The sequence below is a fragment of the Bradyrhizobium sp. JR3.5 genome (assembly GCF_054057015.1).
The window spans coordinates 1711008-1727044 of sequence record NZ_JBSRYV010000001.1 but is presented as its reverse complement, the minus strand read 5'-3'; the positions used below and the strand labels follow the sequence as shown (position 1 = coordinate 1727044).

General features: G+C 64.6%; 12 protein-coding genes and 4 pseudogenes. 13 read left to right on the top strand and 3 right to left on the bottom strand.

From position 1 onward, the window contains the following. Positions 1-301: 301 nt before the first annotated feature. Positions 302-943: a TetR/AcrR family transcriptional regulator gene (locus ACVWW1_RS08710; protein ID WP_176530986.1), complete on the bottom strand. Its 642-nt coding sequence runs from the start codon at positions 941-943 to the stop codon at positions 302-304. A 155-nt stretch (positions 944-1098) separates the two neighbouring features. On the opposite strand from ACVWW1_RS08710, the gene ACVWW1_RS08705 reads away from it, so the two are divergent. From ACVWW1_RS08705 to ACVWW1_RS08665, 9 genes and pseudogenes are all read left to right on the top strand, one after another. Beyond that, positions 1099-2466: an aminotransferase class III-fold pyridoxal phosphate-dependent enzyme gene (locus tag ACVWW1_RS08705; RefSeq protein ID WP_456655513.1), complete on the top strand. Its 1368-nt coding sequence runs from the start codon at positions 1099-1101 to the stop codon at positions 2464-2466. Positions 2467-2507: 41 nt separating this feature from the next. After that, entirely contained in the window at positions 2508-3617 is a 1110-nt protein-coding gene (locus ACVWW1_RS08700; protein WP_456655512.1) for a class II histone deacetylase, read from the top strand. A 140-nt stretch (positions 3618-3757) separates the two neighbouring features. Continuing rightward, a complete protein-coding gene (locus ACVWW1_RS08695; RefSeq protein WP_456655511.1) occupies positions 3758-5053 on the top strand; it encodes an ABC transporter substrate-binding protein in 1296 nt (431 codons plus the stop codon). Between the two features lie 87 nt (positions 5054-5140). Then, positions 5141-5881 (top strand): annotated as a pseudogene (locus ACVWW1_RS08690) (ABC transporter ATP-binding protein); the annotation flags it as partial. Further along, positions 5874-6602, top strand: coding sequence for an ABC transporter ATP-binding protein (locus tag ACVWW1_RS08685; RefSeq protein ID WP_456655510.1), 729 nt, complete (start codon positions 5874-5876; stop codon positions 6600-6602). The pseudogene ACVWW1_RS08690 and the gene ACVWW1_RS08685, both read left to right, overlap by 8 nt. 4 nt (positions 6603-6606) lie before the next feature. Then, entirely contained in the window at positions 6607-7491 is an 885-nt protein-coding gene (locus ACVWW1_RS08680) for a branched-chain amino acid ABC transporter permease (protein WP_456655509.1), read from the top strand. A gap of 7 nt (positions 7492-7498) precedes the next feature. Continuing rightward, positions 7499-7684 (top strand): annotated as a pseudogene (locus tag ACVWW1_RS08675) (branched-chain amino acid ABC transporter permease); the annotation flags it as partial. A 76-nt stretch (positions 7685-7760) separates the two neighbouring features. Beyond that, a complete protein-coding gene (locus tag ACVWW1_RS08670; RefSeq protein ID WP_456655508.1) occupies positions 7761-8537 on the top strand; it encodes a branched-chain amino acid ABC transporter permease in 777 nt (258 codons plus the stop codon). 15 nt (positions 8538-8552) lie between these two features. Beyond that, a complete protein-coding gene (locus tag ACVWW1_RS08665) occupies positions 8553-10139 on the top strand; it encodes a GMC family oxidoreductase (RefSeq protein ID WP_456655507.1) in 1587 nt (528 codons plus the stop codon). A 123-nt stretch (positions 10140-10262) separates the two neighbouring features. Here the strand turns inward: ACVWW1_RS08665 and ACVWW1_RS08660 are convergent, their stop codons facing one another. Then, positions 10263-10526 (bottom strand): tautomerase family protein, encoded by a 264-nt coding sequence (locus ACVWW1_RS08660; protein ID WP_456655506.1) that lies wholly within the window; start codon positions 10524-10526, stop codon positions 10263-10265. Positions 10527-10654: 128 nt separating this feature from the next. Here ACVWW1_RS08660 and ACVWW1_RS08655 point away from each other — a divergent pair. The 3 genes and pseudogenes from ACVWW1_RS08655 to ACVWW1_RS08645 all read left to right on the top strand — a co-directional run. Then, positions 10655-11158, top strand: a pseudogene (locus tag ACVWW1_RS08655) (DJ-1/PfpI family protein); the annotation flags it as partial. A 106-nt stretch (positions 11159-11264) separates the two neighbouring features. After that, positions 11265-11657: a helix-turn-helix domain-containing protein gene (locus ACVWW1_RS08650; protein WP_456655505.1), complete on the top strand. Its 393-nt coding sequence runs from the start codon at positions 11265-11267 to the stop codon at positions 11655-11657. A 199-nt stretch (positions 11658-11856) separates the two neighbouring features. Further along, positions 11857-13086 carry an ABC transporter substrate-binding protein gene (locus ACVWW1_RS08645; RefSeq protein ID WP_456655504.1) on the top strand — a complete coding sequence of 410 codons (1230 nt, stop codon included), beginning with the start codon at positions 11857-11859 and terminating at the stop codon, positions 13084-13086. A 37-nt stretch (positions 13087-13123) separates the two neighbouring features. Here ACVWW1_RS08645 and ACVWW1_RS08640 read toward each other — a convergent pair whose 3' ends face one another. Further along, positions 13124-14191, bottom strand: a complete 1068-nt coding sequence (locus tag ACVWW1_RS08640) for an ABC transporter substrate-binding protein (protein WP_456655503.1) — start codon at positions 14189-14191, stop codon at positions 13124-13126. A 461-nt stretch (positions 14192-14652) separates the two neighbouring features. Between ACVWW1_RS08640 and ACVWW1_RS08635 the strand changes: the two are divergent. Next, a pseudogene (locus tag ACVWW1_RS08635) lies at positions 14653-15998 on the top strand (IS1380 family transposase). Positions 15999-16037: the final 39 nt, after the last annotated feature.

Below are 16037 nucleotides of genomic sequence, written 5' to 3'. Positions count from 1 at the left end.
GAAGGATGGGTAGAGCGAAGCGAAACCCATCGCGCCTTGCGCAAGCGTCGACATGATGGGTTTCGCTTTGCTCTACTCATCCCACGGCTTGCCTCCGCAGGGGCGCACCGCCAAAACATCGAAAACAACCCCATGCAAAGGAGCCGGCGGCGTACCGGCATTCGACACGGCACGTTGACATGTCGGGCAAATCAGCGGCATAATTCTATTATTCGGAAATCGTGCAGGCGCACGTCGCCCCCGTGCTACGAGACGTGGCCGTAGCCATATGCGATTGCCGATCCCGCGCGCCTCCACACACTTATCTTCGCGCCTTGCGATCATTCGACACCCTGCTTGCGAATCCCTGGGCTGCCGCGATCAGCGTCTCGATCGCCCGTGACGACCGCGCCTTGTTCGGCTTCGCCAGCTCCTGCAACAGCAAGCCGTCGATACCGGCCAGCATGAAGCGGGCAACGTCGGCGCATCCCGCCGCATCTAGCTCACCGGTTCGAACCGCAACGCCTTGCAGGATGTCCTGATAGACCCTGACGTAGGCGTCATACTGATAGGCTGCGAGCCCAGCCGCATCGTCACGGCGCAGCGCGTACAGCGTCAGTTCATACTGCACGATCTGCAGCTCGAGCGTTCGCGTGAGATAGCGCCAGCCGGCGCGCAGGGATTCGCGGATACAGCTCGCGACGTCGGCGGTATCGCTGGTTTCCTCTCGCAACGCCGCGGTCGTCTCGTCGATCAGATATTCGAGCACCGCCAGCAGCAACGCGCTCTTGCTCTCGAAGTGATAGTGCAGCGTGGCGAGGCGAACGCCGGCGCCAGCCGCGATGTCCCGAGTCGTCGTTGCGGCGACGCCCCCGGTTCGCAGCGCTTGCAACGCTCCCTCGATGATCTGGCGTCGCGTTCGTTCGCCCTTTGCGCCGACCTGTTCACGTCCTGCAGTTGTCATCCGTCTCTCCGGTGCGCGCGACGATTGTCCATACCGTGCCGCACAAATTTGCATGTTGCACAAAATTGGTCATTTGACCAAATTTATCGCCTGTGTTTATCCTTGACGCAACGACACCGGGTTCCCGGGGGAAACAAAAATCGAGAGGAACGAGAATGACCGTAGCAGCCGCTCGAAACAACGACACGCTCACTCGTCACGTCGTCTACCCCTTCGCCAATGCCAACTTCCTTGCCGAGAACCCGCCAATCTGCATCGAGGGCGGTGAAGGTGTCTATGTCTCGGACGGCCAGGGTGGGCGCTATCTCGACGGACAGGCGGGGCTTTGGAACGTCAATGTCGGGCATGGTCGCGCCGAGATCAAACAGGCGATCGTCGAGCAGCTCGATCGTCTCAGCTTCTATTCAACCTTCGGCAACACCACCAACAGCCCGTCGGTAGCCCTTGCCGAGGAACTCTGCCGACTGGCCGCGCCGGAAGGCATGGTCCGCGCATTCTTCTCGTCCGGCGGATCGGAGGCCAACGAGGCCGCGATCAAGCTCGCCAAGCAGTATTGGCGGCTCGCCGGCGAGCCGCTGCGCACCAAGATCATCTCGCTGCGCGGCGCCTATCACGGCGTCACGCTGGGCGCGCTGTCGGCAGGCGGCGTCAATGTCTACAAGGAGCAGTTCGCGCCGCTGCTGCCTGGCTTCTTCCAGGTCGAGACGCCGCACGTCTACCGCAACCCGTTTACGTCGGATCCGGAGGCGCTCGGCCGGCTCTGCGCCGAATTGCTCGAGCGTGAGATCATCTATCAGGGACCGGGCAGCGTTGCGGCGTTCATGGCCGAGCCGGTGCAGGGCGCCGGCGGCGTGATCGTGCCGCCCGCGAATTTCTGGCCGCTGCTGCGCGAGGTCTGCGACCGCCACGGTGTGCTCCTGATCGCCGACGAGGTCGTCACCGGCTTCGGCCGCTCGGGCAGCATGTTCGGCAGCCGCGCCTGGGGCGTCAAACCCGACATCATGGTGTTCGCCAAGGGCATCAACAGCGGCTACATCCCGCTCGGTGCGACCCTGATCAATGCGAAGGTGGATGCGGCCTTCCAGTCCGACGACAAGTCCCAGTTCACGCCCCGCGCTTTCATGCACGGCAACACCTATGCCGGCCATCCCCTCGCCTGCGCGGCCGCGATCGCCAATCTACGGATCGTCGAGCGGGAGGAACTGCCGGCCAATGCCGGCAAGGTCGGCGCCTATCTGCTGGCGCGGCTGAAGGACATCCAGAAGCGCCACCCCAACATGGGCGACGTGCGCGGCAAGGGGCTGATGATCGGCATCGAGCTGGTCGCCGATCCCGAGACCAAGCGGCCGTTCGACCTCGCGGAGAATTTTGGTCAGCGGATCTGGGAGCGCTGTGTCGCCAAGGGCATCCTGATCCGCAACCTCGCCGACACCTTCATCATATCCCCGCCGCTGACCTTCACGACCGAACACGCCGATAGGATCGCGGACACCTTCGACGAGGCGATCAGGGCGGTCGAATAGATCAACACGAGTTCGGGCCGCCAGGACAAGGGATTGCACGCATGGCTACTGGGTTCGTCTGCCATGAACTTTACATGTGGCACAACACCGGCAACTGGGCCCAAGTGTTTCCGCCGGGCCTGACGATCCAACCCGGAACCCATGCCGAGAATCCGGAGACCAAGCGCCGCTTCCGCAATCTGATCGAGGTCAGCGGCCTGCTCGATCATCTCGTACATATCAAACCGCGCCCAGCAACGGTGGCAGAGCTCGCCCGCGTCCACACCTCAGATCATATCGCCCACATCAAGCGCCTCAGCGACGCCGGCGGCGGCGACGCCAGCACCCTGACGCCGCTCGGCGCCGGTAGCTACGAGATCGCGCTGCTCGCGGCCGGCGGCGCCATCGCTGCCGCCGAAGCGGTCGCATCGGGCGCGGTCGAGACAGCCTACGCGCTGATCCGCCCGCCGGGGCATCATGCCCGGCCCGACCTCGGCATGGGCTTCTGCCTGTTCGCCAACGCAAGCATTGCGATCCGTCATTTGCAGGCCACGGGGCAGGTCTCGCGCGTCGCCGTCGTCGATTGGGACGTGCATCACGGCAACGGCACCCAGGCGGTATTCTATGAAGACCCGAGCGTGCTCACGATCTCTCTGCATCAGGACAATCTGTTTCCGCCCGACTCCGGTTCACTTGCCGAGAACGGCGCCGGCGCAGGCGACGGCTACAACATCAACGTGCCGCTGCCGCCCGGCTCGGGCATCGGCGCCTATCGCTCGGCGTTCGAACGCGTCGTGCTGCCGGCACTGCATCGTTTCACACCTGACATGATCGTGGTGGCGTCCGGCTTCGATGCGTCCGGCGTCGATCCGCTCGGCCGCATGATGCTGTCGTCGGCGGCGTATCGCGAGATGACGCACATGCTGCGCGCTGCTGCCGAGACGTTGTGCAACGGCCGCATCCTGATGACGCATGAGGGCGGCTACTCGGAAATGTACGCACCTTATTGCGGGCTCGCGGTGCTCGAAGAACTATCCGGCATCAAGACCGATATCGCGGATCCCTGGGAGCCGTTGATGGCCGCGTGGGGCGGCAATGAATTGCAGCCGCATCAGGCCGCGGTGATCGACGCGGCTGCCGCGCTTGTCACTCGGCTGCCTGCTGCGCGTTGACGATGGGATTGCTGAAAGCGATTGCCGGATGCCATGGCACGGTTCGTGCAGCAGCCGCTGCAACAGCCGCGGCCGTGCATCTCCTGCTTTAAAGGGAGGCGTCGGATAGTCCGCGCCGGAGACGAAGGGTACTGACGATCATGCTCGACCGACGTTCACTTCTCGGCGGCGTCGCCGCCGGCGCAGGTTCAATTGCAATGCTGGCGAGCTTGAACAGCGGCGCGCGCGCCGCGGGCAGCCCGGTCAAGGTGGGCTCGGCCTTGCCGATGTCCGGCTTTGCCGCCGCTGACGGCATCGAGTTCAAGAACGGCCTCACGCTCGCCGCCGAAGAGATCAACGCCGCCGGCGGCATTTTGGGACGTCCGATCCAGATCGCGATCGAGGATACCAAGGAGATGGGCGCCGACATTGTGACCCAGGCGATGCAGCGCCTGATCGATCGCCATTCGGCGAGCGCGATCATCAACGGCTACAACGTCGGCACCAACATGGTGGAGATGGACGTCGCCGCCGACAACGACGTGATCTTCGTGCACTACAACACGCTGATCTCGCACAACACCAAGTTCCTGAGCGATCCGCAGCGCTATTATTCCTGCTTCCAGGGTGATCCGCCCGAGTTCTACTACGGCCCCGGCTTCCTGCTGTTCCTGAAATCGCTGATCGACAATAAGCAATGGAACCCGCCGAACAAGAAGATCGCGATCATCCCCTCGGCGAACGAATATTCGATCGTGATCGCCAACGCGATCCGCGACCGCGTCAAGGAATTCGGCTTCGAGCTCGGTCTCTACGAGACCGTGCCCTTCCCGACCAACCAATGGGGGCCGACGCTCGCCAAGCTGCGCCAGGATCCTCCGGCCGCGATCGCGGTGACGCACTTCCTGCCGCAGGATCTGGCGCAGTTCATGACCCAGTTCCTGCCGGAGCCGACCCAGAGCCTGGTCTACATGCAATACGGGCCCTCGCTTCCGGCGTTCCGCGAGATCGGCAAGGAAGCCATCAACGGCGTGATCTATTCCACCGTGATCGGCTGCCTGCCCGATGAGTTCTCCGCGGCCTATCGCAAGGCCTATCGTGAGAAGTTCGGCGCCAACGCCGCCTTCATCACGGGATCGCAGACCTATGACGGGCTCTGGCACTACGCGCTGTCGGCGGCGATCGCCGGCGGCGCCAGCGAGCCCGGCAACAAGGAGCAAACCCGCAAGATCTCGGAAGCGATGAAGCGGCTGATCTACCGCGGCGTCAACGGCATCTACCACGCCGATCCCAAGGGACAGTCCGCCTTCTGCTATCCGACCCAGGTCAAGGATCCCTCACTCGGCATGGCGCATCAGTTCCTACAGCACCAGGACTACCGAACCGATCCCAAGCTGATCGCGCCCGCGCTGTATGCAACCGATACGATGAAGCTGCCGCCCTGGATCAAGGCATAAGAGGCGCGCGCGGTGATCTCTTCCGACCAGACGAACGGCCCGCTGCTGATCTGCCAGGGGGTGACCAAGACGTTCGGGTCGCTCCGGGCGGTGGACGGCCTGTCGTTGACCGTTCGGCCGGGCGAGGTGGTCGGTCTCGGCGGACCGAACGGTGCCGGCAAGACGACGTTCTTCGATGTGGTCACCGCCGTTACCCCGATCACCGATGGCCGGATTCTGTTTGCGGGGCGCGATATCACCCGACTTGCGGCGCACGAGGTGTGCCGCGCCGGCATCGCCCGCACCTTTCAGCTCAACGCGGCATTCGACAGCCTCTCGGTCGAGGAGAATATCGAGATTGCTGCGCATTTCGGCGACACTGATCGCCGCTTCCCGGGCTTTTCGATCAGCCGCGCCGCCCGGCAGCGTGCCGCCGCTGCGCTCGATCTGGTCGGCCTCCCCGGCCGGCAGCGCATCGCGCGCGACCTGCCGGTGCTGGACCGCAAGCTTTTGATGATCGCAGGCGCCGTCGCGACCTCGCCGCGATTGCTGCTGCTCGACGAGCCGGTCGGCGGCCTCAGCCCGTCGGAGGTCGATCGCATCGCCGACGTCGTGAAGCGGCTGTCGACATCCGGGGTCGCGATCCTGCTGATCGAGCATGTGATGCGCTTCCTGCTCTCGCTGTCGACGCGCGTGGTGATCATGCACCATGGCAAAGCGATCTTCGAAGGCGCGCCCCCGGCGGTCGCCGACGATCAGACCGTGGTCGAGACCTATCTGGGCAAGGCCGCAACCAGCCGGCTCAAGGCCTTTTTCGTCAAGCAGCCGGAGCTGAACGCGCATGGCTGAACCGTCAAACCCGCCCTGCCTTGTCGTGAACGGTCTCGTGACCGGCTATGACGGCCGCAACGTGCTGACCGGCGTGTCGCTGTCGCTGAATTCAGGCGAGCTCGTCACGGTGGTCGGACCAAACGGACACGGCAAGACGACGCTGCTGCGCACGATCTCCGGCCTGCTTCCGGTCCGCAAGGGATCGGTGTCCTTGAACGGCCGCACCATCTCGGGCCTGCCCGCGCATCGCGTCGCCGCGGGCGGCGTGATCCACGTGCCGCAGGGCGATCTGTTGTTCGCAGGCATGAGCGTGCTCGAGAATTTGTTGATGGGCGCCTATCTCGATGCCGACCAGGCGGCGGTGACCCGGCGTCTCGACGAAGTGTTCACGCTGCTGCCAAAACTTGCGGAGCGGCAGACCCAGATCGCCGCAAGCCTCTCCGGCGGCGAACGACGGATGGTCGGCATCGGCCGCGGCCTGATGATGAAGGGCACGGTGATGCTGATCGACGAGCCGTCGCTCGGCCTCGCACCGATCGTCATCGAGCAGATCTACGAGGTGATCGCGCGGCTGAAGGCGAGCGGCCGCACCATCCTGCTGGTCGAGGAGAACCCGGCCCGCGTCGCCGATATCGCCGACCGCATTCACCTGCTCGACAACGGCGCCTTCGTCTGGTCGGGCGAACCGTCCGTCCTGCTGCAGCGCGACGAGTTGCTCGCAACCTATCTCGGAGGCTGATGACGTGGAGATCATAGGACCGGTCATCGTCTCCGGGATTACCACCGGCGCCTTGTATGCGCTGGCGACCCTCGGCCTCTCGCTGGTCTGGGGCTCGCTCGGCATGCTGAACATGGCGCATGGCACGCTGTTGACGCTCGGCGGCTACGCGGCGTTCACGGCTGCCGGCCAACTCGGCTTGCCGGTCCCCGCAGCGGTGCTTGCCGCAGCCGCGGTCGGCGGCGCGATCGGTGCGCTGATCTTCATGCTGGTCGCCTATCCGCTGTCACGCCGCAGCCCCGAGACCTTCGAGACCACCATCATGATCGCGACCTTCGGCGTCGCGCTCACCCTCGAGAATGTCGTGCTGCGGCTCTATGGCGGCCAGCCGCTGGGGCAACCGCTCGCGGTGGGCGGCTCGATCAATCTCGGCGGCTTCGTGCTGCCCTGGCAGAACCTCGTCATCATCGTCAGCGCCGTCGCGCTGATGGGGGCCACCGCCTTGTTTCTCACCCGGACCAGGGCCGGCCGCGCCATTCGCGCGACAGCCCAGAACCCCGACGCCGCGAAGCTGATGGGCGTGCCGGTGGCGCGGGTCTATCTGCAGGTCCTGATCCTCTCCGGCATGCTCGCCGGCGTTTGCGGCGTGCTGGTGTCGTCGATCACCCAGCTTTCGCCGGCGCTCGGCGCCGATCCGATGCTGAAGGCCTTCATCATGTGCGTGGTGGCCGGGCTCGGCAACCTGCCCGGCGCGATCATCATCTCGTTCGGCCTGGCGATTGTCGAGGCGCTGGTTCAGTTCCTGGCCGGTGCGCGCTGGGGCTTCCCGGCTCTCTTGGCCATCGTGATCCTGGTGCTCATCCGCCGGCCCGGCGGATTGTTCGGCCGGGTCGAAGTGCGACGCCTGTGAGGTCGATGTGAAACGCCAGGATCTCGCCAACCTCCTGATCGGTCTGTTCGTGCTCGCCGCGGCGATCGCGCTGCCTTTCTATGTCGACAGCCGCTACGTGATCGGTCAGGTCACGCTTGGCCTGTTCTATGCCATCGTCGCCTCGCAGTGGAACCTGCTGTTCGGCTTTTCCGGCGTGTTCTCGCTGGCGCAGATGGCGCTGTTCGGGTTCGGGGGCTACGCCACCGCGATGCTGTGCTCTCTATTTCGGCCTCAACGTCTGGGCCGCCATGCCGTTCGCGGCCATTGCGACCGTGCTGTTCAGCCTGGTGATAGGTGCGGCGTGCCTGCGTCTCAGCGGCGCCTATACCGCGCTGCTGACGCTCGCGGTCGCACAGGTGATGTATCTGTTGATCGTCACCGACACCGACTGCTTCGTCATGGTTGGCACGCAGTGCCGGCAACTGACCGGCGGCGCCGTCGGCTTTGCCCGCTTCGGCGATCTCGGCACGCGCGCGATGTTCAAGGCCAAATATCTGGTGGCGGACTACGCGCTGGTGGTGGCCCTGTTCGCGGTGACGATGCTGTTCACCTGGGCCATCATCCGCGGCCCGATCGGGCTCGCCTTCCGCGCGCTGCGCGACAATCCCGGCTGCGCCATGGCCCGCGGCATCAGCCGCTTCCAGATGCAGCTGCTCGTATTCGGCCTCTCGGCATTCTTCACCGGGCTCGCCGGCGGGCTCTATGCCGCGCATTTCAATGCGATCGGACCGGGCGTGCTGTCGTTCTCGCAGCTGTTCTTCATCATCGCGATGGTGGTGGTGGGCGGCATTGGCCGGCTCTGGGGGCCGCTGGTCGGCGCCATCGTGCTGGTCGCCGCCGATGAAGCGATGCGCGAGATCGGCGAATTTCGCTCGCTCGGGCTCGGCATCATCATCGCGGCCGTGATGGTGCTGATGCCGAACGGCCTGATCGGCCTGTTTGAGAGCATTTGGGCCAGATTGCGCCGGCTGCGCACACGCAGTCCCGCGATGACGGCAGAAGTATCCGGCGACACGCCGGCGTGACCAGTGGAGTGACAGATGTACGATACGATCATCGTGGGCGCGGGCTCGGCCGGCTGCGTGCTGGCCAACCGGCTCTCGGCCGATCCCGCCCGCAAGGTGCTGGTGCTGGAGGCCGGCCGCGCCGCTCCGCTGGCGTCCGATATTCCATCGGACTGGCCGACGATGTTCAACACCGCGGTCGATTGGGGCTACTACACCGAGCCGCAGGCCGGTTGCCGCGGCCGCCGCATATTCTGGCCGCGCGGCAAGATGGTGGGCGGCTCCGGCGCAATGAATGCGATGATCTACATCCGCGGCCTGCCCTCCGACTATGACGGCTGGGAGAAGGCCGGCTGCACCGGCTGGGGCTGGCGCAGCGTGCTGCCGGATTTCATCGCCTTCGAGAACAACGCCGACTTCACCGACAGCCCGCTGCACGGCACCAATGGGCCGCTTTATGTCGCCCATGTTCCGTTCATCGATCCGCATGAGGAGCTCTGGCTGGAAGCGGCGAAGGCCGCCGGTCATGCGCACAATCGCGACTTCAACGGCGCGAGCCAGGAGGGCGCAGGATTCTTCCAGTTCGTGATCAAGCAGGGCGAGCGCTTCGGCACCGGCAAGGCCTATCTGCGTCCCGCGCTGGAGCGCAGCAACCTGACGGTCAAGACCGGTGTCCGCGTGATCCGCGTGATCGTCGAGAAGGGCCGCGCCACCGGCGTCGCGTATCTCGAAAACGGCCAGCTGAAGACGGCACACGCAGCCGGCGACGTCGTGATGTCGTCAGGCGCGATCGGCACCGCACAGCAATTGCTGCTGTCCGGCATCGGCCCGGCCGACGAGCTCCAGGCCGTCGGGGTGACGCCGGTGCACGACCTCCCCGGCGTCGGCAAGGATCTGCAGGACCACATCAACATTCCGATCACCTTCTACACCAGGGAGAAAATCGGCGTCGGCGCCTGGACCGACGAGAGCCTCGAGGCCAGCCTGAAGCAGTGGCAGGACAGCCGCAGCGGTCCCCGCTCCTCGCCCTGGGTCGCGGCCGGTGCCCATGTCCGCAGCCGCCCCGATGTCGAGCCCGATCTGCAGCTCTATGGCGCCATCAGCCCGCACCGCGACTATGTCCGCTTCCTGTCGTCGAAGCCGGGCATCACGCTGCATTCGACCTTGCAACGGCCGAACAGCCGCGGCGAGCTGACCCTGCGCTCGGCCGATCCGCTGGAATATCCAGCGATCGACCCGCGTTACTTCGCGTCCGATCCGAGCGGCCGCGACATCGCAACGCTGGTCGAGGGCGTGCGGATCAACCGCCACATTGCCGCCCAGTCGCCGCTGAAAGAGCTGATCGAGGGTGAGATCACGCCGAGCGTGGAAGCGACCAGCAACGCCGACATTGCCGACTACGTCCGCGGCCATTGCACGACGCTGTATCACGCGTCCTCGACCTGCCGGATGGGCAACGACAGGATGGCGGTGGTGGATCCGCAAACCTTCAAGGTCCATGGCCTCGACAGTCTCCGCGTCGCCGACGCCTCGGTGATCCCGATCATGATCTCGGGCAACATCCAGACGCCGACGATCCTGATCGCCGAACGCGCCGCCGCCGCGATCGGGGGAGCCGCGTAATCCTGCGCCGCATCCGCCGTTGCGCGGAGCGAAGCGACGAAGCAATCCATGCCTCCGCGTGCGCGGTGAGATGGATTGCTTCGCTTCGCTCGCAACGACGAAGGAGTGAAAGCAGGCTTCTTCTTATACCTTCGCCTTGGCGATCCGCTGCCCGCCGGCGTCGAGCGGCCCGAATTTGCCCGCGATCATGTCCGGCGTTGGCATCATGCCGCCGAGCGACCAGCTCGCCGGCTCGCCCTCCTCGATCTTAACCCAGACGTTGCGGCGGAAGTCCGGGTCACCCTGCCCCTCGATCTCGACCATGAGATCGGTGACGCGCTCGAGCAGCGCCTTCTTCTGCGCCACATCGAAGATGCCGCGGACGGTGGAAATGGTGATGTAAGGCATGGTCTCTCTCCATTGCTGAGGTTGTAACAACGCAACGAAGATGGCCTGCCACGGCGAACTCAGGCAGTGGCCGATCGGACAGAGATCGGGCAATATCTGCCATGGCCTGATCGCACCGATCGGCTAGGATGACGGCAAATTCCGGAGGTCCCATGAAGCTTGCGATCCTCGCCGTGGAAGGCTGCATGCAATCGGCGATCGCCGGCATCGCCGATATCCTCACGCTCGCCAACCACGTGATGCAGCTGCGCGGCAGCAAGGCACGCTTCAGTTGGCAAACGCTCTCGCTCGATGGCAAGGCGGTCCGCGCAGGTGGCGGGAAGTTGCTCGCCGTCGATGGTGCCGTCGGCAAGCGGACCGCATGCGACGCGATCATCGTTCCCGGCAGCCTGGTCGATCATCTCACTGCCGAGCGCCTGCAACCGCAATATGACCGCGCCGGCGCCTGGCTGCGCCAGCAACATGCCTGCGGCCGGTTGATCGGCGCGTTCTGCAGCGGCGTGCTGCTGCTCGCCAATGCCGGCCTGCTCGATGGCCGCCGCGCCACCATCACCTGGTGGCTGCAAAGCGAGCTCCGCCGCCGCCATCCCCGGGTCGACCTCGCCAGCGATGCCGTCATCACCCAGGCCGATCGTTTGGTCTGCGCCGCTGGACCGATGTCCTGGGTCGATCTGCTGCTGCGGCTGATCGAGCTCGTCGAAGGGCCCGGAGGTCGCGAAGGTCTGCGCCGACTACGCCGTGATCGACACCGCGCAGCGCACGCAAGCGATCTTCATGCCGCTCGGCTACATGCTCGGCCAGGACCCGCTGCTGATCAAGGCGGACATGCTGGTGCGCCGCACCGGCAAGGCGCCGATCACCGTGCGCGGCCTCGCGCACGCGCTCGGCCTGAGCGAACGCACGCTGAACCGCCGCTTCCGCGAATTGACCCACGAGCCGCCGCAGGCCTTCATCACGCGCCGCCGCGTCGAGCGCGCCCGCACGCTGCTGGAGACGACCGCGCGGCCGATCAAGGCGATCGCCCGCGCCACCGGCTATGAGGACGAGAGCAGCTTTCGAAAGGCGTTCCGCAAGCTGACGCTGCTGTCACCCCAGGCGTATCGCGCACAACGGGCGATGCGCGCGGCGTAGGTGCAAGCTGCCCGCAAGACTACGGTCAGCAATACTGACGAACCCAATGACGTGACGCGAGCCGACACGCGAAAGCGCGATGTTCGGAATCGACAACGTGTGGAGTCGGGTGTTCACTTGCGGCAAGGACTCAAAAGCGGTCTCCGATAAAACAGGCACATTCATACAGACACATTCATTTCGCATGGGGAGAAACGAGATGTCTTTCGTCGCGCGACGAATGGCGGCGCTTTCGACCGCCGTCATCATCCTCGCTGTCGGTATAGGCAGCGCATTTGCCCAGAAGAAATACGACACCGGCGCCAGCGACACCGAAATCAAGATCGGGAACATCATGCCCTACAGCGGGCCGGCATCCGCCTATGGCACCAGCGGACGGGCCCAGGCGGCCTATTTCCGCAAGATCAACGCCGAGGGTGGCATCAATGGACGAAAGATCACCTTCATCTCCTATGATGACGGCTACAGTCCGCCTAAGACTGTCGAGCAGGCGCGCAAGCTGGTCGAAGGCGACGAGGTCTTGCTGATCTTCGCCGCTCTCGGCACGGCCTCCAATGGCGCGATCCAGAAGTACATGAATGCGAAGAAGGTGCCGCAGCTGTTCATCCAGACCGGTGCGACCAAGTGGAATGATCCGCAGAACTTTCCGTGGACCATGGGCTGGCAACCCAGTTATCAGAGCGAGGGACGAATCTACGCCAAGCACATCCTGAAGGAAAAGCCGGGCGGCAGGATCGCCGTCCTCTACCAGAATGACGATTACGGAAAGGACTACCTGAAGGGCCTGAAGGACGGCCTCGGCGACAAGGCGGCGTCGATGATCGTGATCGAGGATGCCTATGAGGTGGCCGAGCCGACGATCGACACGCATATCGTCAAGATGAAGTCGATGAATGCCGATGTATTCGTCAACATTGCCACACCGAAATTCGCAGCACAGGCCATCAAGAAAGCCGCCGAGATCGGCTGGAGGCCGTTACACATCCTCAACTCGGTCGGCTCCTCGCTCGGCGCCGTGATCCAGCCTGCGGGCCTCGAGAACGCACAAGGTATCATTTCGGTGGCCTACCTGATGGATCCGCTCGATCCGCAATGGAAGGACGACCCCGGCATGAAGGCATTCGACCAATATCTCTCCAAGTATTTCCCCGAGGGCAATCGAGCCGATAGCCTGGTGGTAACTGGCTACAACGCCGCCCAGACGCTGGTTCAGGTGCTGAAGCAGTGCGGCGACGACCTCACGCGCGCCAACGTGATGAAACAGGCCGCCAACCTGAAGGCCTTCCGGACCAACAACCTGCTGCCCGGAATTACGATGAACACCAGTCCGATCGATTTCGCGCCGATCAAGCAGATGCGGCTCAGACGGCTCACGGGCGAGCGATGGGAGCTGTTCGGGCCAATGCTCAGCGCAGAAGTCGGCGGTTAGCGCGATCTGTAGGGTAGGTCGAGCCAACGGGCCGCGCTCACACCCGAAACAGCTTCGCGTAGCGCGCCTTGATCTCCTCGCTCTGCGCCTGCACCTGGGCCGGATCGGCCTTCAGCATCTTCAATTTGTCGAGCGGCACATGGCCGGCCTTTTCCTTCACCTTGGCGTGGAACGAACGGTGCGCGAACTCGTCGGCCAGCATCTGCTGGGTTTCGGCGCTGAAGAAGTAGCTCTGGAACAGCCGTGCCGCGCTCGGGTTCGGCGCGCTCTTGAACACGCCGCTCGGCACGATGATCAGCGGCGCGCCCTCAGTCGGATAGACCACCTCGACCGGCTTGCCCTGATCCCTGGCCAGCACGAGATTGTAGTCGTTGCCGTCGGCCATGACCGCGCGCTCGCCGAGCAGGATCTTCTTCGGCGGATCGGCTGCCGATTGCACCTGCATCACGCGCTGCTGCGCCAGCTTTTCCAGATACGGCCAGCCGAGATCGCGCGCCAGCACGAAGGTCGCGGTCAAGATCGCGCCGGAGTAGCCCGGGTGGCCCTTGACGATCTTGCCGCGCCATTTCGGATCGAGCAGATCGGCGTAGCTCTTCGGCGCCTCCTCGCGCTTCACCTGCTCGGTGTTGTAGCCGATCACCTCGAACCAGGCACAGGATGTCGCCGAAGTGCCGTCGGGATCGATCTGATCGGCCGGAAAATGCCTGGCGACGTCTTCCGGCAGATAGGCCGCGAGCCAGTCGTTCTTCTTCCAGTCGAGGTAATGCGCGGGATCGGTCGAGTTGGCGACGTCGACGGCATGGATGCCGCTGCCCTGCTCCTGGGCGATGCGCTGGAAGATGCGTTCGGCGCCGGAGCGCTCGACACGGACACTGATCCCCGGATACTTCTGCTCGAAGTCGCGCGCGAGACGCTCCGCCGTGTTCAGTTCGAGTGCACTGTAGAACGAGATCTTGCCTTCCTTCTTGGCGGCCGCGATCAGCTCCGGCGTCACGGCCTCAGCCGGCGGTGGCGCCGCCCGCAACGGTTCGGCGAACACCATGCCCACGGCCGTCGCCGCCGTCACCTTGAGCCAGTCGCGTCTCGACCATTCGCGGTCCTGCATTCCACGCTCCCTGAATCGGGCCGCTAACCGGCCGCGCCGTTGTTGTGCAACCGCAATAGATCACGATCGACGGAAAGAGTGCAGCGATTTTCACCGCCAGCCAATTGTCGAACGCGATCTTGCGCAACGTGACCTCATCGAAGCCGTCCGCGCGCAAACCCTGGATCAAGTTCGGGAGGTGGCTTGCGGTCCTTCAACGGAACGGGCGTGAGCGCGCCATCGCCCGCCTTCCCGGTATTCAGCGAGGTGCTGAGCCGCGTCATTATGGCCGTCGAAGATCGCAACCTTGCGGCCTTATCGTGTCGGGGCTTGCGAAAGCGATGGGTCCACGCTGTGGACTAGCCCGTCTTATTCATCAGCGGCTTGTTGAGAGGCTGGCGAGCGTGGCGTAAGCCGCTGAGATGGCGTAGGATTCGGTTGCTGACACCCACCCTCCGCGCATCCGGGCCGCCACACTCGCCATGACCGACGATACGAGTCTGCCGTTCTCATTTCCAGCCGTTTCCCGCAAGAAGATCACAGCCTCGTTCGACGGCGGCAAGCTGACGTCGGATGGCGGCGTCATGCTTCTGGCCATGGCGGACCGGCGCCTCGGCTTGGCCGCGAAGTTGTCCTGCGTATTCCCCGAGCGGCGCGATCCGGGACGCATCGTGCACAGCCTTGCGGATATGATCCGCGCCCGCATCTTTGCCATCGCGTGTGGCTACGAGGATGGCAATGATCTCGATCGTTTACGCGGCGATCCGGCGTTCAAGCTGGCTTGCGGCCGACTGCCGGACACTGGCCGGGATCTGTGTTCGCAGCCGACCCTATCGCGCCTGGAGAATGCACCACACCTGCGCGAGGTGATCCGGCTGAGCTCTGTGCTGGTTGACCTATGGATGGACAGCTACGCGCGAGCGCCGAGCGCAATCACGCTCGACATCGACGACACGGTCGACGTGGTGCACGGCCGTCAGCAACTCTCGCTGTTCAACGCCCATTATGATGAACACTGCTTCCTGCCGATCCACGTCTACGACACCGAGCACAGCCGGCCTGTGTTGCGGTCATCCTGCGCCCCGGCAAGACGCCGAGCGGCCGCGAGGTGCGGGCACACCTGCGCCGCCTGGTTCGGCGCATTCGCCGGCGCTGGCCCGATACGCGTATCACCTTCCGCGGCGACAGCCATTACGCCGGCCCCGAGGCGATGACTTTTTGCGAGCAAAACGGCGTCGATTACATCTTCGCGCTAGCCGGCACGAAGCCGCTCGCCAGAAAGGTCGACGAGGTCTGTGATGCAGTTCGAACCGAACGTGCGATCGAGAACAAGATCGTGGTTCGCGGCTACACCGAGACCCGCCACGCGGCCGGCTCCTGGCATCGTGAGCGCCGCGTCGTCGCCCGCATCGAGGCAACCCAACAAGGGCTCGACGTCCGCTACGTCGTCACCAGCCTGGATATCGGCTCGGCTGAGTGGATCTATGACAGCCTCTATTGCGCTCGCGGACAGGCCGAGAACCTGATCAAGCTGCACAAGACCCAGCTCGCCTCCGATCGCACCAGTTGCCGCTCGGCGCTCGCCAACCAGGTCCGCCTCGTCTTCCACACCGCCGCCTATTGGCTCATCCTCGCCGTGCGCGATGCCATCCCAAAGCCGCGCGATCTGGCAACGGCCGAGTTCAACACGATCAGGCTCAGGCTTCTCAAGATCGCAGCCCGCGTCATCGAGACCGCCACCCGCGTCCGTCTCGCCTTCGCTGCGGCGTGCCCCGACGCCGACCTGTTCCGCGGCTTGGCAAACGCTCTCGTCCCGCAAGCACCCTGACGCGCGGGGCATGAGCCCCCGGTCACCCCGCTGCCGTCC